Source organism: Methanococcoides sp. DA23 (assembly GCF_057593895.1).
Window position 1 is genome coordinate 113,995 of record NZ_CM172520.1, and the last position, 19,172, is coordinate 133,166.

The following is a 19,172-nucleotide window of genomic DNA, read 5'->3' on the forward strand; positions in this document are numbered from 1 at the left end:
GGATCTGCCTGAAAGACGAAGTCGCACACATTACATCTGAAATATACCTTTGACTGGTCAATATCATCCATTTGATCACCTTAATATTTATACAGTTATTTGATTGTAAAGCAAACAATATTAATATACCGCTATCCAATAACATTGTCAAGGTATTGAACATGACAAAACTGGGAGTTATAGTACGTGGAAAATACGGTAGACGGCTTATCGAGACCGTTAGGTCCAGGTCGGATCTGGAAGTGATCGTAGCAGAGGTTCCTGAACACCTGCCGGAGCTTATAGATGAGCCCGATGAGTTCTTTTCAGAACTTGATTTTAACGAGAAGGTCTTCGATGCTGACATCATCATCACTTACTCGCTGCACCCTGACATCACACCACAGATCGCCAAAATGGCCGGTGAGGCAGGTGTAGGTGCTTTGATAGTTCCCGGGGGTGCGGCAAAGGCACCGATCCGGGAACTGGAGGAGATCTCTTCAAAGTATGGTATCTTCATTGAGGTCGATGATATTTGCTGTAACATTGCAACCGATCCCAGTACGGACTCCTTTACTCGCTTTTTTGGAAACCCTGTTCTCGATGTCGAGGTAAAGGACGGTAAGATCTCGAAGGTCAATGTCATCCGGGGAGCACCCTGCGGCAGTACCTGGCTTATGGCAGATGCTCTTGTGGGTACGCCTGTTGAAGAAGCCGGCGCAAAGGCAGGTCTGTTGATATCACAATACCCCTGTCGTGCGGTTCGTGGGAACATGGGCGGAATCCATGAATCATCCGAGCTTCACAAAAAAGCAATAGAAGAATCAATCAAGAAACTGGTCGATACGGACCTATAAAATAATAAAAATATTACCTGCAGACATTTGCATGTCTGCCGTTTTTATTATTTGTTCTGAAGCTTGATCCTGTTTCCGAGAATACATCTTCCGCCGCGATGTCCTCCGAGTGGATTGAATGTGGTTCCAAGGGAGTTCATACACCTTGCCATGACCGCTGCCCCTCTTGCAAGGCCGTCATCAACGAACACAACGTTCTCCTCTATCTTCTCGTGAAGGCCGAGCTTATCAAGGTATTTCAGTGTAAGCTTTGCTTTGTCGCCACTGATGCCGGCTCTTCCGGTGATACCTATTGTGGTTTCCGGGAAAACGAGTCCTTCTTCCTTTGCAACGCTGACAAGTCGGTAGATCACCTGTGCCATTACCTCATCAATGACAGCAAAAAGCACTTTCAGACCGAATTTATCGTATATCTCGCCGCCGATCTCTGATAATTTATCGAAGTCTGAACCGTTCACTCCCACGTCACAGCCAATAAGCACTACATCGATCTCTTTTGCAGCTTTAGGGTTTACCGGTACACTTCCGTAACGGTTCCTATTTTCAGGAACCTTTTCGATTATGATGTACTCAAGGGCTTTCTTTGCGTATTCATGTATATTTTTGCCTTTCAGAAGCAATGTGAGCTTATCTGCATGTACGTCCTTGAAAACATCAAGGGCGGTCCCAACCTTTTTATCTACTGCGCCGGTGCCTTTTATCATGGCATCCGGGATGGCACCTGCAAATCCACAGAAATTACCAATGGTCTTTGCATAGGGTTCATCGGGGCTGATTATCCTGCCATCCAGGGTAGTACCAAAGTCCATTGACATGCAGGGGTTACGGAAATCCACATCCACCCATTTGGCACCTTCCTTGATCCCTGCGGTCGCAAGTTCCCCCTCCATTTCGTTTGCAACGATCTCCACTCCGGTGGCTCCTGTTGGTGGTAGTACACTGGCAACAGCACCGTCAAAGAACACTTTGTCAAGTTTGCTGTGTTTTCGGAATTTGTCGGGTATGTTATCAATTCCCATTGGTGGGGTCATGTTCTTAGGAGGTACTCCTGCCAGAAGACAGCCATCAGCAAGCGCTTTTATGAACTCTCCTACTTCATCGGGAGTATCGAACCCGGCAACAACCCCGGTTGAACGAACAACGAAATTGATATCGGTCTTTATGTCAAGGTTTGCCTTTTTAACTGCCTCTGTCAATGTGTTCTTGACAAGTTCTGATACCGATTCGCGTGTAAGCTCTATTCCATTGAGAGTTCTGCCAAAAATGGTCTCTCCTTCCTTTGGTGGCCTGACATCCCTTGTCATCTTCACTGTTTTGCTGACAAGATATGTCTTACCTTCATCCATATTGGTAGCTGTGAGTATACACTTCGTAGTGGTGTTACCAACTTCCACAGAAGCAACTATGAAAAATGGTTTTGAGCTTGATTTGAGGTCAAGGAGTCGGACACCGGGATTTTCTGCAATTCTTGGTTTGTGGGACATAGTTTCCTTCCGGTCACTGTATTAATTTGTTAAGGCGTTCAACGAGTTGTTCTTTCTGGAGTGCTCCTACTATCTGGGTAGCAGCTTTTCCGTTTTTAAAGACCAAAAGTGTTGGGATGGCTGTTATATTAAAATTCCTTGAGATCGTCTGGTTCTCATCGGTGTTCAATTTCCCGAAAACGATCTTTCCCTGATATTCTCTTGCAAGGGCATCAATAATGGGAATAAGTTTTCTGCAGGGTCCACACCATTCTGCCCAGCAGTCGATGACAGTGATGGGGTACTTTGATATGAACTCATTGAAATCTGCATCCGTAACATGTATGGGTGCATCCGGGAACGCTTTAGCCTCAAGGCCCTTTTTGATCTCTTCCAATCGTTGTTGTCTGATCTTCTCTAAATCATCCATAATGCTCACCTGTATCTTTTTGTGAGGACCTCATTTCAATTTTATGATAGTATTGGTACTAAAGTGATCACATTAGATAATGTGTTCTTGTGTTGGTATAGATTAATGTTACTAAAACATTTAAAGTTTTGGATGGTTTTCCATAAAATGCACACAACCGCGAATTGTCATACATTTAGTTTCTTTCAAAGGTGCTGGGCAAGATACCAGAAGGGTGAATAAGTGAAAGCGTATTGTGATAAAATAGCAAGTATAAAGGACACTTTCTTCAAGATGATGTGTGCGGCAAAAAAGGCAGTCTCAAAATAAAAGAAAGCTGTGAACCTCGAGCCAAACTGTAAGAATATTATGTGTAAGGCTTTTGTCCACCTGATCAAGAAAAAATGTTCATTTTTTGTAAATATCGATCTGTTTCTGGTGGCTCAAGGTCCTTGTGATAAAGAATGCTACAACCCCTATGGAAACACTTGTCAATAGTACCATTACAAGGTTACCTTCATCCGCAAAATTCAATAAGGCAATGAAAAGGTACACTGTTATGATCAATCCGAGTATAATGACGTATGTGGTAGGCCTCTTATATAATTTTTCTATCATGTTGTTCCTCATGTTTGTAACTGATTGGTATTATATCTTATCGTGTACTCAAGCATCAGGATGTTCTTCTATGGGACTCCTCTTGAGCACTCCGTTGATATATTCTATTTTTCGTATTCTCTCAACGGTCATGAGGTCGAATATCAGCTCAATGTCCTCGGGATATGAGTCATCCACATACATGGGGTGATAAGGCTGCAGGTCCTGTTGTGCAACATAGAACATGTTATCCGAAAAAATGACGATGTATCGAAGGTCATACTTTTTGAATGTGCTAACAATGCTTTCCATTGACATTGGAGTTTTTACAAATTCAAGGTCCTTCTCGGTCATTTCTATGGATGCCTCGAATATGGCATCATCTTGCTCAGGTGTCATGACATCCTTTAAGTTATTCTTCTACGAGGTCACTGTGTGGATTCAGATCACAGCCTGTACATGGAAGGCACATTGTCTTGAAAGTGTCAGCACGGAGGCCGTATTCGTCCAGTACCTCACGAAGCAGCTTTGTAAGCTTGAGCAACCTTTCCTTTGAAGGCCTTTCAATGAACACTTCTCCCTCACGCAATGGATGCTTGCTCGCAGGTCTCAATATGGGCACGACCCCAATTGCAGCCAGCTCCCGTATTCCTCTTTCAACACTTTCATCGGTTTCCCCAAGACCGATTAGAAAATTCGCACAGACCTTGTTCTTGCCGAACATTTCCACAGCTTCCCTTAGTGCATCCAGTATAGGTTCAAGGTCCTGGTCTCCACAGACCTCCTTGTAGATCGGTCTGTCCATTGTTTCGACGTTATATTTTATCTCTTCCACACCGGCAGCTTTCAATCTTTTGTTGGAATCCGGGGTCGCATAGATGGCGACACCTATGGGCACATTGTACTTCTTCACCGCATCAACAACCTCAAGTGCTCTTTCGAGCTCCTTTTCCGCTGATTCTTCCACACCGGATGTTATCGAAATAGCCTTCATCTTCCCGCTGGCATTTGCTTTCCCTATAAGCTCTGTCATCTCTTCAATTGTCTTCACTTTGCCGCTCAGCTTAGGGACCGGACAGAACTTACAGTCGTAGATACACTTCTCTGTCATATTGATATATGCCTGGTCAGGGCAGTGCATGAGCTCTTCCTCTATCTGCCCTCTTGCAAGTTCCTTTCCATCTTTCAATATGACTATCTCATTTCCTTCTTCAACTGCCTTGAGTGGGGATTCCTTGTTCAAAGCCAGCCTGACCCTCTGGTTGCCTGAACGGAAGAAAAAAGCGGTCTTCCCTGCTCCGGGGCCGGCAGTAGGTACCGTTATCTTACCCAGAAGGGATGGTTCTATGTCAAGGCTTCCAATAGCAAGGAGTTCAGCTTTTGTTTCAGGTTTCATCGTTGATCGCCATTTTTTTGTCTTTTATGCTTCGCTGGCTATTGCCACCGGGATATATCAGTTTTTCGAAAGTTATCGTCAATTGGATCATTTCACTTTTTGTATATGTTATATATACTTATTATGAATACGGCAATTCCTACCGCCCAGAAAAGTCCTTTAATGCTCAAGGCAATAACTGTGATGATAAAGCCTGCCATGAATGTGGTGCGATTACCATCTTTATCGCTCTCGATATCAACCTTTCTGGCCTTGATAAGATATGCTGTTGTAAAGAAAGCTATTGCTGTTGCCAGGAATTGCAGACCATTATAGTAGTTCTGGTCCAACCGCACCATTGCAGTTCCGACGACCATGAACAGTATGGCTGCAATAAGAAGTAGTAGCATCCAGTTTCTGTTGTAATTGTTCAAGTTGAACATTTTCCCATTTTAACAAATTGGTCGATGTTAGTATAAAAGAATTAGTGAAACTTTTTGATATGATATAAAAATAAAAAAAGGAGTAATGGATGGATGAATGGGGGGAACGGAAGAAAAGGCTTATAGCAGCCTCTTCAGATCCTCTTCAACTGTTGTGTTGGGTGCGATGTTAAAGTTCTCAACGAGGACGTTGAGTACATTCGAAGATACAAATGCTGGCAGTGTCGGTCCAAGGGTTATGTTCTTGACACCGAGGTGCAGTAGTGCAAGCAATACAAGTACTGCTTTTTGTTCGTACCATGCGATGTTGTATGATACCGGCAGGTCGTTTATGTCCTCAAGACCGAAAGCTTCGGCGAGCTTCTGTGCAATGACCACAAGGGAGTATGAGTCATTACACTGTCCTGCGTCCAGAACCCTTGGGATGCCATCGATGTCTCCAAGGTCCAGTTTATTGTAACGGTATTTTGCACAGCCTGCTGTAAGGATGACCGCACTTTCTGGAAGGGCCTCTGCAAATTTGGTGTAGTAGTCCCTTTCCTTATGCCTGCCGTCACAGCCTGCCATGACGATAAAGCGTGTGATCTTTCCGCCCTTTACAGCTTCGACGATCTTATCTGCCACAGAGAGGGCAGCAGCGTGTGCAAATCCTCCGACTATGGTGCCGTCTTCAAGTTGTTCAGGAGCTTTGCATGCGACTGCCTGTTCTACTATGGCTGAGAAGTCCTTTGTGCCATCCTCTTTAGCATCGATGTGTTTGACCCCATCGAAACCGACTACGCTTGTGGTGTATACTCTGTTCTTGTAACTGTCCTTTGGAGGGACGAGACAGTTGGTCGTCATGAGTATGGGACCATTGAACGTTTCGAACTCGCTCTTCTGGTTCCACCATGAACCACCGTAGTTTCCGACAAAGTGGTCATATTTCTTGAATGCGGGATAGTAGTTTGCAGGAAGCATCTCCCCGTGGGTGTAAACATCGACTCCAGTCCCGTCGGTTTGTTTGAGCAACTGCTCCATGTCCTTGAGGTCATGTCCACTGATGAGGATTCCCGGATTGTTCCTTGTGCCGAGGAAAACTTCCGTTGGTTCCGGATTGCCATAGGTGGATGTGTTCGCCTTGTCAAGAAGTGCCATGACATTGACACCATATTTTCCACATTCGAGGACAAGTCCTACGAGGTCGTCAACACCCAGGCTGTCATCAAGGGTTGATGCAAGGGCCTTTTCGGTGAATTCGGAAAGTGCTTCTTCGGTGTATCCAAGGACCTCTGCGTGGTGTGCGTATGCAGCCAGTCCTTTCAGACCGTAGACCAGTAGTTCCCTGAGGGACCTGATGTCTTCGTTCTGGGTGTTAAGAACTCCTACGCTTGCTGTCCTCAATGTCTCAGTATTGATGATCGCAGCTTCCGGGATGTTGAACCTTGTTTCCGGATGGCTTACTCCAAGAGTTGCTTTTACCTTTTCCCCGAAGGACAGGTCCTTTGTTTCTCCAAGGTCGATGTTCCTTGTTGTGAGGTTATTTTTGATGCTCTCCCTCAGTGAGATGCCTTCCTTGATGAACTTATTGAAGTCACTTGAACTGAAATTGGTGTTGGTGACAGTTGAGAACAGTGCTTTCATGAGGAATCTATCGACATTTTTGTCTTTTATCCCATTCTGCCTTGCTTTCTGATTATAGTATGCGATCCCCTTGAGGATATATGTAAGTTGGTCCTGAAGGTCTGCGACATCCGCTGTCTTTCCACATGCTCCGGCTTTGGTACAGGATTGTCCGTTTATGGTTTCTTCACATTGATAGCAATACATTTTTTTCTCTCCTTTTGCTGCATCAGTTAAGTATCATTAGGATATTAACTACATTAATGATACTGCTATATATAGGGCCAGTTTCCTGTTCGATACCTGCTATCAGTGAACAATGTCCTGGCATCGATTCCTTGTTTTTTCCTTGTGAGAATCTATTTATAGAACTGAGGGAATTTAGCCGGAAAGGCCCGATGCTTTATCAGGAGTTACTAAAATGATCCCCGCTGAGTTCCTTGTCATTCTCTTAGGTCTTGCTTCAGCTGCAGCATGGGGTGCGGCTGATTTCGGAGGCGGTTTTGCCTCAAAGCGTACCAGTGAGTACTCTGTTGTAATTCTAATGCAGGCTGTAGGTCTGATACTGCTTCCAATACTGGCCATCGTTTTCTCAGAACAGTTCCCACAGGGTGGTGGTATCTTCTGGGGCTTTGTTGCAGGTGTGGCAGGAAGCCTTGGTCTTGTTTTTTTGTACCGTGCCCTTTCGCAGGGGAAGATGGGAGTGGTCGCTCCTGTCTCTGCTATCATTACTGTGGCTTTGCCGGTGATATATGGTGCTGCTACGGAAGGATTGCCTTCGAACTATCAGATGGCGGGTTTCATGGTGGCCCTTGTGGCAATGTGGCTGATAGGCAGCAGCGATGATAATTGTGATATAAGAAGACAGGACATCGTGCTACCTCTGTTGGCAGGGGTAGGGTTTGGCATCTTCTTTATTTCGGTTGATATGTTCAGTGAGGATGCTGTATTCTGGCCTCTTACGGTTGCCAAGTTATCTTCGGTCATAACTATATTGCTGATCTCAATTCTCACTAAGTCACAGGGAATGCCCACTCGTGGAGCCCTTCCGCTGATCATCCTTGCAGGAATATTCGATGCCGGAGGCAATCTCTTCTTCGCACTTGCCTCTCAGGTCGGAAGGGTCGATATCGCCACGGTCATTGCATCCCTTTATCCCGGAAGCACTGTTTTTCTTGCATGGATATTCTTGAAGGAAAGACTTGCCCTGAAGCAATGGATGGGTGTGGTCCTGGCTCTGTTGGCTATCGTCTTTATTTCTTTGTAAGTGTCTGAATATATTGCACAAATTGTTAGCTTTTCAGATAACACAAGTTATCCATTTACAATACTATATATACTGAGATAGCTAACTTAGTTTTAAGGTTAGTTTGGGGGTATGTTGAAACCTACAAAGCGTAAGTCTGTACATTCCCTGCCTTTTAGGTCTTCCTGTACCACTTTTAGAAGTGGTGAGGATGAAATTCAGTATTTGGAGGGTAATAATATGGTTGAGAAATGTGAAAATCTTTTGAACAATGTCTTGCTGTATAGTCCACAAAAGGGAAGTGATCCTGCGGTTGTCTTTTCTTCTGTGGTGAAAGAGGATGGAAGCATTAAAAGAAATCGATTGTATCGCATTTATTCCGGACACGGCTACAATAGGTCCAATTAATGGGGGTATTATAAAATGAGGAGTTTTGAAAAGATGGTGATCACATGGAAGATATGACCTTGCTATATTTACAGCCGGTCGAGAATAGTGATTCTGCGTTGGCGTTTTCCATAAATGTAAGTGCAGATGGTAAAATAGATCACAGTAGTCTTTTTAGAATAGATAAGAAGCAGGATACGCTGTGATCCATACATTGTTACAACTCATCCTGTGAAACCATCCGTTCGGGAAATTTCCTGAATGGATATTTTTTATTTCTCCCTTATTTCACAATACAACCATGCTTTTGTTATGGTTTTGCCTAAGGTGAGGCTGTGTTAAGGAGGCTTTTCGGACTCATCCTCAACTTCCACAAAGGAGAGTTTAATGGTTCCCCATATGGAATCCACAAGTTCCAGTCTGAAGTTCGATCTTTTCATAATAAGTACCACCTTTTTTCCATTCCTAATTAAAAATCAGTAATACTACTACTTATATATTATCGAGCCAATGATTTCGTGAGCATACTCATCATAGGAATCAATTCGAATATTCAAATCACATAATATCAATTGCATTTCATGAACTCGATTTTTAAAAGATGCAACATTTGACCTATATCAAAAAAGTAGCTCAAAAGGAGAAATTTGTCTGGTCAGTGATGGATCTCTGTTGAAAATAGGGCATTATGGTCCAATTCTCTTCCTTTTTCTTTTTCTATCTGTGATATCTGCCCTGACTCCAGATCCTCTCTTGTAGATGACTGCATGATCATATTTTGCTACAATTCACACCTATTTTTCCCACAAGTTCAGCTATGGAATTGAGTATCTCATACCCCTGCACACTTATCTGGTATTCACCTCGTTCGCCACGCTGTCGGATCATTCCTCTGTTCTGCAGTTTTTCCAGGTGGAAGAGAAGGTTTCCTCCCCGAAGTTTTGTGATCTTTGAAAGTTCGGTGAACGATCTTCCTTCGTCGTACAATGCTTTCAATATCTGGATGCGTACTGCGCTGCTTAACGGGTCCCCTATCAAGCTGGATACCTGTTCTTCATGGAGGTCCTGAACCTGCAAATGCATGGTACTCTCATTTCGGTAGACTCCTATTGTCTGTAACATCCCTACCTGCTGGTCGAAATATCCTTCAGCTCGTTGAATACAGTTGGGACAGTGATCGAATGGTGCCAAATCCTTCACTTTATCAAAGTTTCTACGCATCTTTTCGATATTTTCATCAGTTACCTGTCCTTTTCTGGTATGGTCCACCAGATCCTCGAAAAAATTAACTAAAACCGGTATACATTTTGTACGCATCGGACAGTCCTTCTCTTCGTTCCCGATGATCTCATAGGCATTCTCCAAAGATCCGTTGAGTATTTCTACAGCGCACTGGTTCCTGAACTCATTGAACAATGAATTGGTCTGACTTCCGGCAACTTCACTCCTGAATCTATTAAGTTCCGAGCGAAGTCCGGTGATCTCCTCATGCAACAAGGAAATATCTTCTTGTGTCACTTTTTGTTTGCTCATAATGCCATGATCTCCTGGGGAATTAATTCTTTTCTGGTTAGGAATATGTGTCAGGATACATTCTTGTACACTTTTATAACATTTTACTATATTTACATGCATGTATTAAGTATCTGTGGTGATCAAAATGGTAACACTCACAGATAATTTCATGAAAAAGACACTCTCAAATGTCCTGGAGAATCCAAAGGTTTCCATCTATCTCTGGGTGCCTGGAACGAAAAGTTCTTTCCAGATCAAAGGCGATGTCGAGTTAAAGACAAGTGGTCACGAATTTGAAAAGATACAGGAGATCGTCCACTCTAAAATGGCACAGGCTCCGGTAAAAAGTCTTCTTGTCATGAATGTGACAGATGTTTATAACTGCTCTCCGGGCCCGAATGCAGGGGGTAAATTGCTTTAAATCCAGTTATTTCTCATCTCTGTCTCCACAAAGGATCTTGTCATTTCCTTAAATGTCAAGTGATTCTTCGTGGAGTCTCCTCTTTTTTCGGTCGATCTTATTGATATCCTTCTGACATCTGATGATATGGTCCTTTTACAATTTACTATATTAACCAACTCACCAGACCCAACATATTAATATTAAGTACTTGATTTCTATCAGTCATATTAGAACACACTATGTTTTATTATTCCAATTATCTGAGGAATTCCTTATGATCACAAAAGACGAGGTAGAACACGTAGGATGGCTTGCCCGCATCGCGATAGATGATGCTGAGGCAGAAGACTACGCTGTGAAGTTAAGTTCTGTATTGGATTATTTTGGTCAGCTTGACGAAGTGGACACTGAAGGTGTTGAGCCTACATACCATGTGGCAGATATCATGAACGTATTCAGGGAGGATGTTGTCACCCCGTCACTTGACCAGAAAGATGTGCTGACGAACACTGCTGAAGAGAAGGACGGCTATATCAAAGCGCCGAGGATCATTTGAGGTGGAGAATGACTAAATGGTTAAGCATTTCTGATGTTAAAGAGAAAATTGCTGCGACCTCCGCAGAAGATGTGACCGCTTCATACCTTGAGATCATCGAAAAGAGCAGTATCAATGGATACACTTGTACCTCTGATGGTGCACTGGATACTGCAAAGATGGTAGACAAAGGTGAAGTCGCTGGTCCTCTTGCCGGGGTTCCTATTGCTATCAAGGATAACATTTCTACAAAAGGGCTTGCAACAACGTGCAGTTCGAAGATACTGGAAGGTTATGTACCTCCCTATGATGCACATGTTATCGAGAGATTGAAAGAAGCTGGTGCGGTCATCATAGGCAAGACGAACATGGATGAGTTCGCCATGGGTACATCCACCGAGTCAAGCTGCTATGGTGTCACTCTTAATCCGTGGGACACTGAGAGGGTTCCTGGAGGTTCTTCCGGTGGCAGTGCCGCAGTGGTTGCAGCAGGTGAAGCTCCTATCTCCCTTGGTTCCGATACAGGCGGTTCTGTGAGATGTCCGGCTGCGTTCTGTGGCGTTGTGGGCCTTAAACCGACCTATGGTGCAGTTTCACGTTACGGTCTTATCTCATATGCGAATTCCCTCGAACAGATAGGTCCAATGGCGACCTGTGTGGAGGATATCGCAGTCGTTATGGATGTGATAGGCGGGTATGATGCTCGTGACAGCACTTCCATTGACAAAAAGATCGATCATCGGGCTGCACTGGTCGATGATGTGAAGGGTCTTAAGATCGGTGTGCCGGATGAGTATTTCGGCGAAGGCGTTGACAGCGGCACTGAGAAGGCTGTGTGGGATGCGATCAACAAGTTCGAGGAAATGGGCGCTTCCTGGGAGAAGGTCTCCATGCCGAACACGAAGTATGCCCTTGCAGCTTACTATACCATAGCCATGAGCGAAGCTTCATCCAATCTTGCACGTTTCGATGGTACTCGCTACGGTCCGAGGAACGAGGGCGAGAACTGGCATGTCATGGCATCAAGGACACGCGCAGAGAACTTTGGCAAAGAAGTGCAGCGCAGGATCCTTCTTGGTACTTATGCGTTGTCTGCAGGGTATCAGGACAGGTATTACCTTAAGGCACTGCAAGTGAGAACCCTTGTAAAGCAGGACTTTGAAAGGGCATTCGCAAAGTTCGATGTCCTTATGGCCCCTACTATGCCATTGCCTGCGTTCAAGATAGGTGAGAAGGTTGAGGACCCATTGTCCCAATACCTGACCGATGTGAACACTGTTCCGATGAACCTTGCGGGAGTTCCATGTATCTCGGTTCCATGTGGTTTATCTGATGGTCTGCCTGTAGGTTTGCAGATCATAGGAAATCATTTTGATGAGGCGACCCTTATCCGTGCTGCATATTCGTTCGAGAAGAACACCGATCATAATAAAGCACGACCAGGGGAGGTGGCTTAAATGGTATATGAAAATCCTGATGGCGTAATGGTAGGGCTTGAGGTGCACGTTCAGTTGAACAATCTTAATACCAAGATGTTCTGTGGCTGTTCCACTCAATATCATGATGCTGAACCGAACACACATGTCTGTCCTATCTGTATGGGACTTCCAGGGGCACTGCCTGTTATCAACAAAAAGGCAGTTGAATCTGCCATTAAGATAGGGATGGCCCTAAACTGCGAGGTTGTGGAGCAGACACAGTTCCACAGGAAGAACTACTACTATCCTGACCTTCCAAAGGGCTTCCAGACCACCCAGTATGATTTCCCTATCGTCGGGAACGGCAAGGTCGTTATCGAGGGTGAGGATGGGGAGCATGTGGTGAGGATCACACGCGCACACATGGAAGAAGATCCTGGAAAGCTCGTGCATATAGGTAGTATTGATAAATCAAAGGGAACCCTCATTGATTATAATCGTTCAGGAATGGCTCTTATAGAGATCGTTTCAGAGCCGGATATGAGAAGTCCGAAAGAAGCACGCAGATACCTCGATAAGCTGAGGAATATCCTTGATTACCTTGATGTGTTCAATGGCGACCGTGAAGGTTCCATGAGGGTGGATGCCAATGTTTCTGTCATGGGTGGCCAGAGGGCAGAGGTCAAGAACATCTCCTCCCACAAGGGTGCAGAACGTGCTATCCTCTACGAGATCATGCGCCAGAAGAACCTTTTGAGAAGGGGTGGCGAGGTCGTTATGGAAACCCGTCACTTCGATGAGGCAAGGGGAGTTACCATCTCCATGAGGACCAAGGAAGGCGAACATGATTATCGCTATTTCCCTGAACCTGATCTCGTTCCCATGAGGGTCTCTGACTGGGCTCCTGCTATTCGTGAGGAGCTGCCTGAACTGCCTGATGCGAAACGTGCCCGGCTGATCTCAGAGTACGATATTTCCGAGATGCACGCAAAAGCACTGACATCTGATATTCGTGTGGCGGATTTCTATGAGGTGGTTGCAGCGGCTGTTGATCCTCGTGTGGCAGGTACCTGGGTTGCCGATGTGCTTAAGGGTGAGCTGAATTACAGAGATCTGAGTGTCGATTCGTTCACAACTGACGATATCATTGAGATCATCAAGCTCGTGGTGGAGGATAAGGTCACAGAGCAGAGCGCAGTTGATGTCATCAGGACCATTCTTGATAATGGCGGCACTCCCCTAGAGGTCGTTACTGACAAAGGTCTCCTTAAGGTGAAAGGTGATGTCGTAACAGATGCCGTTTCTGAAACTATCGCTGAGAACGAAGCTGCTGTTCAGGATTATCTTGGTGGGGCGGAAAAGTCCCTCAATTTCCTTGTTGGGCAGGTAATGAAAAAGACGAAAGGGCGTGCAGATGCACGTCAGGCACGCGAGTTACTTGTTGAGGCACTCAAAGAGTAAGACCTGATGGTCTTCTCTTTTTCTTTCCCGTCTCTTTCTTTTTTTTGATAAAACTTAATTATTTTACCTCAGCAGTTAATAACAATGTAAAATATATTTGTACCTTCTGTAAATTTAGAGTAAGTATTAATATGATGGAGTCAGACTTAATATTACCATATCATTAGTGATATGGTGGGGCAGTAGATCAGAGGTGATGTGCGTATTGGGTGTAAGATCCCATAACCATACAAGGTATCACCGCAATCGCTTTCAGAGTGACTTTGGGGAGTCGTCTATTGGGGAAGTTGCTTTCACTCCGGTCTGCCGGAGTCTGGTCGCTGCCATTCATCTCTTTTTTTGTTCTTTATTATTTGTTGCATTTAGTTGAGATCTTATATAATTTATTTTGTTGCTGTGCTTTGTCTATCCCAAAACAGTTATATGTTTTGAAATGTATGTAGCCAGCCGGTATATTGATTTATATCGGATTCTAACTAACATATTATCATACGTATTCAATAATATTAATCAAGGTGAGAACATGGCAAGATTCCCAGAAGCAGAAGAAAGGATCCTCAATAAGAAGATCTGTATGAAATGCAGTGCCCGCAATGCTGTTAGGGCAACAAGATGCAGAAAGTGCGGTTACACAAATCTACGTGTGAAGAACAAGGAAGTCAGAAGAGGCTGATCCTAACAATGCAAGTGGAAGAGTACCTCAACGATATCGCAGAGCGCGAAGGTACAGTTCACTTAACGCTTATCGATCCGGCATCACAATCTCCGGAAGCTGCAGCAGAGATTGCAAAAGCGGCTGTAGCTGGAGGTACAGATGCCATACTGATCGGCGGCTCCACAGGAGCCGGTGGCGTGGCATTGGATCAGACCCTGATCAAAATTAAGGAACAGGTAGATGTTCCTACTATTCTTTTTCCGGGTAATGCCGGCGGCGTGAGCACTCATGCCGATGCTATCTTTTTTATGAGCCTTCTTAATTCACGTGATATCAATTATATCATTACGAATCAGGTTATGGGCGCCCCTATTGTCTATAAATCCGGAATAGAGCCTATTTCCATGGCCTACATAATATCCGAGCCCGGTGGTACCGTTGGCTGGGTGGGCGATGCAAAACTCATTCCACGCAACAAACCCGAGCTTGCAGCTGCTTATTCTCTTGCAGGCAAATACATGGGTATGCATTATACTTATCTTGAAGCGGGTTCAGGTGCAGACCGCCCGATCACTCCTGAAACCATAGGTACGGTAAAACACGTTCTTGGTGACAACAAACTTATCGTTGGCGGCGGTATCCGTGACGGTAAAACCGCAAAGATATGTGCTGATGCAGGTGCCGACATGATCGTGACCGGTACAATTGTCGAAGAGACAGACGATGTCAAGAAAAAGATAGAAGAAATTGTTTCTGCTATCAAGAAATGATCTAATGATCTCCTGAATTCTAACGGAGTTTTCACTTATGCTCAGAGTTTCTGATATTGTAAAGAATTATGAAGTTGGCGAAAATGAACTCTGCATCCTCAATGGAATAAGTTTTGATGTGGCAGATGGCGAGATCCTTGGCATAACAGGAAAGAGCGGCAGTGGAAAGACCACTCTCCTCAAGATATTGAGAGGGGCCGAACCATTCGATAGTGGCAGCATTGAAATTGATGGTTCTGTAATAACTGAACTTTCGGGCGCAGAAGGGAAAAAATTACTCGGAAAAAGTACAGCTATTCATTTTCAGCGCAATTTTGGATTATGGGCAGGCCCTGCCATTGAGAATATAATCCGCAGGCTTAATATTGAATATGCAGGCCATGAAGGCATGCCTGAACCGGATGCAACTTTTTACGATGAACTGTATGAGAAAGCGATGGCATACTTAAGGCTGGTAGGCCTTGACCATAAGGCCCTCCATTCATCAAGTCTGCTAAGCGGCGGTGAAAAACAGCGTTTGATAATTGCCCGTCAGCTTGCAGCACAGCCTCGTCTTCTGTTACTGGATGAACCTGTCACCATGACAGGACCGGATACCAAGCAGGAGATCATGGATGTTATTCTTAAGCTTAAGGACAGGCTGAACATTCCTATAATAGTAGTTTCACATCTTCCGGAAGTACATGCTTATCTTGCAGACCGGGTCATATACATCGAAGATGGCAAGGTCGTTGATGACGGTAAACCGGGTTCTGTACTTAAGAACTTCTTAAAGGACCTTAAACCAAAGGAAAAGCTCTCAGAACTGCCTGAAAAGAGTCCCTGCATAAGGGCAGAGAACATCTCTAAAAGACTGGTCCTGATGCGTGTCGGTGAGGTCCTCAATATAAAAGACCAATCCCTTGCGATAAATAAAGGCGAGATCGTAAGTTTCATAGGTTCTTCCGGTGCAGGCAAGACCACATTTTTGAAAATAATGGAAGGGCTGAAAGAGCCAAAGGAAGGCTCAGTTTCCTACTTGAATGAAGATGCATGGGTTAACATATCCAGTTATACCAGACAGCGCCTGGAACTTTGGAGGAAGATCAGCATAATGCATCAGGAATTCTCACTTTCTCCGCATTCCACAGTACGCCAGCAGATAGGGTTCAGGCTGAGCATGAAGATGCATGGTGCACTTGAATTTGCACATCAGAAGGCACAAGAGCTGGGTATCTCCGATGAGATGCTTGATAAGATCTACATCCTTCCGGACATGGGTGAGGTCGAAAGAACGAACACATTGAACAGTATGCGTCTTTCAATGGATGTTTATTCCAAACTGTTCCCTGTTATACCAAATACCGATGTTGACAAATATGCAGTTCCGGTATTTGAAGCCCTTGACCTTCCACTGGACATTCTTGACAAGACCACCTACCAGATAAGTGGTGGTGAACATGTAAGGGCTTATATTGCCCTTGCCCTTGCAACAGAACCTGAGTTCCTCATGCTCGATGAGCCTTTCGGGGACCTTGATCCTGTGACATTAAGGGATGTGACAAACTCCCTGAAAAGAATAAACGCACGTTTTGGAACTACCATCGTACTTGTCAGTCATCACATGGACTTTGTCAAGGAAGTGGCACACCGTGCAGTGCTTTTTGAAAATGGCTCGATCATTATGGATGGCGATGCGAGGGATGTTTGCGGAAAGTTCATTGAGATGTGTGGTGCAACCTACCTTGAGAACACACTTGAAGGTCTTGCAGAACAATAATGCTCCTTTATTGCTTTGAGCATCTCTTCTTCTTTTCTCTCTTTTTGTTTTTTAACAAACTATATATCATAAAAAAGTTAAACTCTATATGGGAGGTTGTAATTTGATGATCGATAGCATAAAGAAATTGGGACTTTTTGGCTTAGGGATGTATGCCATTACTCAAGAGAAGGTCGACGAGCTCGTAAAGAACCTTGTTGAGGAGGGGGAGTTTAACAAGGAAGAAGGTAAGAAGTTCGTAGAGGATCTGATCGAAAAGCAAAAACAACAGCAGAAGGACTTCGAAGAGGCAGTTTCTGATAAAGTGCAGGACGTCTTTGGCAAGGCCGATCTTGCTACAAAAGAAGAGATCGAAGCCCTCCATAAGAAGATCGAAGATCTTGAAACTCTGATAAAGAAGATGTGATGAAAGACGAATAAATTCGTCTTCAATCATTTAATCACTTTTTTATACAGTGCAACTTCACAGTAGGTTACCGTATAGATTTTGATCACAGGCCGGATCGCGAATGTCCACCAAACTGCTACGCAAGTATTCCATGGTAAAACGCTATGGGATCATCATTGATACTCTGATAAAGTATGGGTTCGGTTATTTTGTAGACCAGATGGGCATCAGGCCACTTGGTTCTTTCAGATCCAGATTCAAAGGTCACTTTGGTCCCTCTCCTCGTCCTTGTTCCGGGCCTGAAAGGGTACGACAGGTATTGGAAGAACTTGGTCCTACCTATGTGAAATTCGGTCAGCTCATGAGCATGCGCCAGGACCTTATTCCCAAGGAGTATGCTGAGGAATTTGCTAAGCTCCAGAACGAAGTGCCACCTTTTAGTTTTGATGAGGTGGAAAGGGTAGTCGAAGAAGAATTTGGGGAAAAGATAGAGGACATTTTTCTTTCATTTGACAGTAATTCTATTGCTGCGGCTTCCATCGGCCAGGTCCATCGTGCTAAACTTCTTGACGGAACTGAGGTAGTTGTCAAGGTCCAAAGACCGGGTATCCGTAAGGTCATAAGGTCTGACCTTGATATCCTTTACAGCATGGCAGGTTTTGCAGAAGAGCATGTTGAGGAAGCAAAACTATACAGTCCTGTGGATGTTGTGAACGAGGTCTATCACTCCATACATGCCGAGATGGACTACACGCAGGAAGCCCGGAATATTGAACGTTTCCGCAGGAATTTCGAGAATGATCCTGACATTGTAATTCCAAATGTGTATATGGAATACAGTACTCGACGTGTAATTACAATGGAGTATATCGATGGCGTCAAATGTAATAATTTCAACACCCTCGAAGAAATGGGTCTGGACCGTTACAAGATAGCGGAGAACGGAACCAAGGCTTTCATGAAACAGATATTCGAGGATGGCTTCTTCCATGCGGACATGCATTCCGGGAATGTTCTGATACTGGAAGATGGGCGTATATGTCTTCTTGATTTTGGAATGGTGGGCAGCATATCCAATGAGATGAAGAACCTCCTTGTGGATGCTCTTCTTGCCATCACCAGGGAGGATGTCACACAATATCTTGAAGTGATGAGGGACTTTGGAATGGTTCCTGATGAACTGGACGTCCATTCCTTTAAAATAGAATATGGTTACATCCTGAGCAAATATTATGGAAGGTCCTTAAAACAACTTGACACTCCTGAAATGATCGCTGAAATGATGACCCTGCTGCGAAAATTCAGGATCCGCATCCCTCCAAATATCGCATTGCTCTTTAAAGGTGTGATGACGGTCAGCGGGTTCGCATTACAGATGGTGCCTGATTTCAATGTGACCGTTGTTGCTGAACCTTATGCGAAGGGGATCATGCGCAATCGTCTAAAACCAAAGCAGATGGCAGAATTGCTTTACAGTGATCTCTGGCAGACGGCAAGGATGTTGCATAAAGCGCCATTACAGATATCTCATATACTTGCAACAGCAGAAAAAGGATATCTCAATCTCAAATTCGATCCTCATGAGATGGACCGTATAGTTGCGGAAATAAGTTCCTCGAGCAACCGCCTTGCATTCAGTTTCATTATATCTGCCATTATTGTCGGTTCCTCCCTTATCATTCAGACAGGGATGGAACCATATATTTGGGGTGTTCCTTTTTTTGGCTTAATGGGATTTTCAGTGGCCGCTTTCATGGGCATATGGCTTATGGTTTATATACTAAAAACAGGAAAGATATAACCGGCAATGGTTAATTTTAAGTTGATGTCCGGTATATACCCGTTGCTTTTATTAAATTAGCAATGTCAATAGATATTGCTGTGACCTATAATCCACATCAGGTGCCTAT

At 44.3% G+C, this 19,172-nt stretch carries 20 protein-coding genes; 12 read left to right on the forward strand and 8 right to left on the reverse strand.

What is annotated here, in order from left to right; translation table 11 throughout:
- Nucleotides 1–161 precede the first annotated feature (161 nt).
- Nucleotides 162–836 (forward strand): DUF166 domain-containing protein, encoded by a 675-nt coding sequence (locus AC20MK_RS00510; RefSeq protein WP_487356071.1) that lies wholly within the window; start codon nt 162–164, stop codon nt 834–836.
- Between the two features lie 47 nt (nt 837–883).
- On the opposite strand, the gene AC20MK_RS00515 is transcribed toward AC20MK_RS00510, so the two are convergent.
- The 7 genes from AC20MK_RS00515 to hcp form a co-directional block, all read right to left on the reverse strand.
- Entirely contained in the window at nt 884–2,320 is a 1,437-nt protein-coding gene (locus tag AC20MK_RS00515; RefSeq protein ID WP_487356072.1) for a methanogenesis marker 14 protein, read from the reverse strand.
- A gap of 13 nt (nt 2,321–2,333) precedes the next feature.
- Nucleotides 2,334–2,729 carry a thioredoxin gene (trxA, locus tag AC20MK_RS00520; protein ID WP_487356073.1) on the reverse strand — a complete coding sequence of 132 codons (396 nt, stop codon included), beginning with the start codon at nt 2,727–2,729 and terminating at the stop codon, nt 2,334–2,336.
- Between the two features lie 387 nt (nt 2,730–3,116).
- Complete coding sequence (locus AC20MK_RS00525) at nt 3,117–3,326, reverse strand: hypothetical protein (RefSeq protein WP_487356074.1); 210 nt, start codon at nt 3,324–3,326, stop codon at nt 3,117–3,119.
- Between the two features lie 48 nt (nt 3,327–3,374).
- Nucleotides 3,375–3,704, reverse strand: coding sequence for a hypothetical protein (locus AC20MK_RS00530; protein ID WP_487356075.1), 330 nt, complete (start codon nt 3,702–3,704; stop codon nt 3,375–3,377).
- Between the two features lie 13 nt (nt 3,705–3,717).
- Nucleotides 3,718–4,701, reverse strand: coding sequence for a radical SAM protein (locus AC20MK_RS00535; protein ID WP_487356076.1), 984 nt, complete (start codon nt 4,699–4,701; stop codon nt 3,718–3,720).
- A gap of 92 nt (nt 4,702–4,793) precedes the next feature.
- A complete protein-coding gene (locus tag AC20MK_RS00540; RefSeq protein ID WP_487356077.1) occupies nt 4,794–5,090 on the reverse strand; it encodes a hypothetical protein in 297 nt (98 codons plus the stop codon).
- Between the two features lie 153 nt (nt 5,091–5,243).
- Nucleotides 5,244–6,932, reverse strand: coding sequence for a hydroxylamine reductase (gene hcp / locus AC20MK_RS00545; protein WP_487356078.1), 1,689 nt, complete (start codon nt 6,930–6,932; stop codon nt 5,244–5,246).
- Nucleotides 6,933–7,146: 214 nt separating this feature from the next.
- Here hcp and AC20MK_RS00550 point away from each other — a divergent pair, with 214 nt between their 5' ends.
- Together AC20MK_RS00550 and AC20MK_RS00555 are read left to right on the forward strand one after the other, a co-directional pair.
- A complete protein-coding gene (locus AC20MK_RS00550) occupies nt 7,147–7,992 on the forward strand; it encodes a DMT family transporter (protein WP_487356079.1) in 846 nt (281 codons plus the stop codon).
- 219 nt (nt 7,993–8,211) lie between these two features.
- On the forward strand, nt 8,212–8,379 hold the full coding sequence (locus AC20MK_RS00555) for a hypothetical protein (protein ID WP_487356080.1): 168 nt from the start codon (nt 8,212–8,214) through the stop codon (nt 8,377–8,379).
- Between the two features lie 750 nt (nt 8,380–9,129).
- Here AC20MK_RS00555 and AC20MK_RS00560 read toward each other — a convergent pair.
- Nucleotides 9,130–9,891, reverse strand: a complete 762-nt coding sequence (locus AC20MK_RS00560) for a winged helix-turn-helix domain-containing protein (protein ID WP_487356081.1) — start codon at nt 9,889–9,891, stop codon at nt 9,130–9,132.
- A gap of 127 nt (nt 9,892–10,018) precedes the next feature.
- Between AC20MK_RS00560 and AC20MK_RS00565 the strand changes: the two genes are divergently transcribed.
- The 9 genes from AC20MK_RS00565 to AC20MK_RS00605 all read left to right on the forward strand — a co-directional run bounded on the left by AC20MK_RS00565 (nt 10,019) and on the right by AC20MK_RS00605 (nt 19,063).
- The gene (locus AC20MK_RS00565) at nt 10,019–10,294 is read left to right on the forward strand and encodes a pyridoxamine 5'-phosphate oxidase family protein (protein ID WP_487356082.1); all 276 of its coding nucleotides are present in this window, start codon (nt 10,019–10,021) and stop codon (nt 10,292–10,294) included.
- A 256-nt stretch (nt 10,295–10,550) separates the two neighbouring features.
- The gene (gene gatC, locus AC20MK_RS00570; protein ID WP_487356083.1) at nt 10,551–10,832 is read left to right on the forward strand and encodes an Asp-tRNA(Asn)/Glu-tRNA(Gln) amidotransferase subunit GatC; all 282 of its coding nucleotides are present in this window, start codon (nt 10,551–10,553) and stop codon (nt 10,830–10,832) included.
- An 8-nt stretch (nt 10,833–10,840) separates the two neighbouring features.
- Nucleotides 10,841–12,268 carry an Asp-tRNA(Asn)/Glu-tRNA(Gln) amidotransferase subunit GatA gene (gene gatA, locus AC20MK_RS00575; RefSeq protein ID WP_487356084.1) on the forward strand — a complete coding sequence of 476 codons (1,428 nt, stop codon included), beginning with the start codon at nt 10,841–10,843 and terminating at the stop codon, nt 12,266–12,268.
- Nucleotides 12,269–13,690 carry an Asp-tRNA(Asn)/Glu-tRNA(Gln) amidotransferase subunit GatB gene (gatB, locus tag AC20MK_RS00580; RefSeq protein WP_487356085.1) on the forward strand — a complete coding sequence of 474 codons (1,422 nt, stop codon included), beginning with the start codon at nt 12,269–12,271 and terminating at the stop codon, nt 13,688–13,690.
- Nucleotides 13,691–14,213: 523 nt separating this feature from the next.
- Entirely contained in the window at nt 14,214–14,363 is a 150-nt protein-coding gene (locus AC20MK_RS00585; protein ID WP_172362231.1) for a 50S ribosomal protein L40e, read from the forward strand.
- An 8-nt stretch (nt 14,364–14,371) separates the two neighbouring features.
- A complete protein-coding gene (locus AC20MK_RS00590; RefSeq protein ID WP_487356086.1) occupies nt 14,372–15,115 on the forward strand; it encodes a phosphoglycerol geranylgeranyltransferase in 744 nt (247 codons plus the stop codon).
- Nucleotides 15,116–15,152: 37 nt separating this feature from the next.
- Nucleotides 15,153–16,874, forward strand: a complete 1,722-nt coding sequence (locus AC20MK_RS00595) for an ABC transporter ATP-binding protein (RefSeq protein ID WP_487356087.1) — start codon at nt 15,153–15,155, stop codon at nt 16,872–16,874.
- Nucleotides 16,875–16,980: 106 nt separating this feature from the next.
- Nucleotides 16,981–17,280 (forward strand): phasin family protein, encoded by a 300-nt coding sequence (locus tag AC20MK_RS00600; RefSeq protein ID WP_487356088.1) that lies wholly within the window; start codon nt 16,981–16,983, stop codon nt 17,278–17,280.
- 103 nt (nt 17,281–17,383) lie between these two features.
- Nucleotides 17,384–19,063: an ABC1 kinase family protein gene (locus AC20MK_RS00605; RefSeq protein WP_487356089.1), complete on the forward strand. Its 1,680-nt coding sequence runs from the start codon at nt 17,384–17,386 to the stop codon at nt 19,061–19,063.
- The last annotated feature ends 109 nt before the right edge of the window (nt 19,064–19,172 follow it).

Bases quoted from the DNA above. Each gene is read 5' to 3' on its own strand.
- AC20MK_RS00510 (WP_487356071.1), top strand. From the start codon at position 162: ATGACAAAACTGGGAGTTATAGTACGTGGAAAATACGGTAGACGGCTT.
- AC20MK_RS00515 (WP_487356072.1), bottom strand. From the start codon at position 2,320: ATGTCCCACAAACCAAGAATTGCAGAAAATCCCGGTGTCCGACTCCTT.
- trxA (WP_487356073.1), bottom strand. From the start codon at position 2,729: ATGGATGATTTAGAGAAGATCAGACAACAACGATTGGAAGAGATCAAA.
- AC20MK_RS00525 (WP_487356074.1), bottom strand. From the start codon at position 3,326: ATGATAGAAAAATTATATAAGAGGCCTACCACATACGTCATTATACTC.
- AC20MK_RS00530 (WP_487356075.1), bottom strand. From the start codon at position 3,704: ATGACACCTGAGCAAGATGATGCCATATTCGAGGCATCCATAGAAATG.
- AC20MK_RS00535 (WP_487356076.1), bottom strand. From the start codon at position 4,701: ATGAAACCTGAAACAAAAGCTGAACTCCTTGCTATTGGAAGCCTTGAC.
- AC20MK_RS00540 (WP_487356077.1), bottom strand. From the start codon at position 5,090: ATGCTACTACTTCTTATTGCAGCCATACTGTTCATGGTCGTCGGAACT.
- hcp (WP_487356078.1), bottom strand. From the start codon at position 6,932: ATGTATTGCTATCAATGTGAAGAAACCATAAACGGACAATCCTGTACC.
- AC20MK_RS00550 (WP_487356079.1), top strand. From the start codon at position 7,147: ATGATCCCCGCTGAGTTCCTTGTCATTCTCTTAGGTCTTGCTTCAGCT.
- AC20MK_RS00555 (WP_487356080.1), top strand. From the start codon at position 8,212: ATGGTTGAGAAATGTGAAAATCTTTTGAACAATGTCTTGCTGTATAGT.
- AC20MK_RS00560 (WP_487356081.1), bottom strand. From the start codon at position 9,891: ATGAGCAAACAAAAAGTGACACAAGAAGATATTTCCTTGTTGCATGAG.
- AC20MK_RS00565 (WP_487356082.1), top strand. From the start codon at position 10,019: ATGGTAACACTCACAGATAATTTCATGAAAAAGACACTCTCAAATGTC.
- gatC (WP_487356083.1), top strand. From the start codon at position 10,551: ATGATCACAAAAGACGAGGTAGAACACGTAGGATGGCTTGCCCGCATC.
- gatA (WP_487356084.1), top strand. From the start codon at position 10,841: ATGACTAAATGGTTAAGCATTTCTGATGTTAAAGAGAAAATTGCTGCG.
- gatB (WP_487356085.1), top strand. From the start codon at position 12,269: ATGGTATATGAAAATCCTGATGGCGTAATGGTAGGGCTTGAGGTGCAC.
- AC20MK_RS00585 (WP_172362231.1), top strand. From the start codon at position 14,214: ATGGCAAGATTCCCAGAAGCAGAAGAAAGGATCCTCAATAAGAAGATC.
- AC20MK_RS00590 (WP_487356086.1), top strand. From the start codon at position 14,372: ATGCAAGTGGAAGAGTACCTCAACGATATCGCAGAGCGCGAAGGTACA.
- AC20MK_RS00595 (WP_487356087.1), top strand. From the start codon at position 15,153: ATGCTCAGAGTTTCTGATATTGTAAAGAATTATGAAGTTGGCGAAAAT.
- AC20MK_RS00600 (WP_487356088.1), top strand. From the start codon at position 16,981: ATGATCGATAGCATAAAGAAATTGGGACTTTTTGGCTTAGGGATGTAT.
- AC20MK_RS00605 (WP_487356089.1), top strand. From the start codon at position 17,384: ATGTCCACCAAACTGCTACGCAAGTATTCCATGGTAAAACGCTATGGG.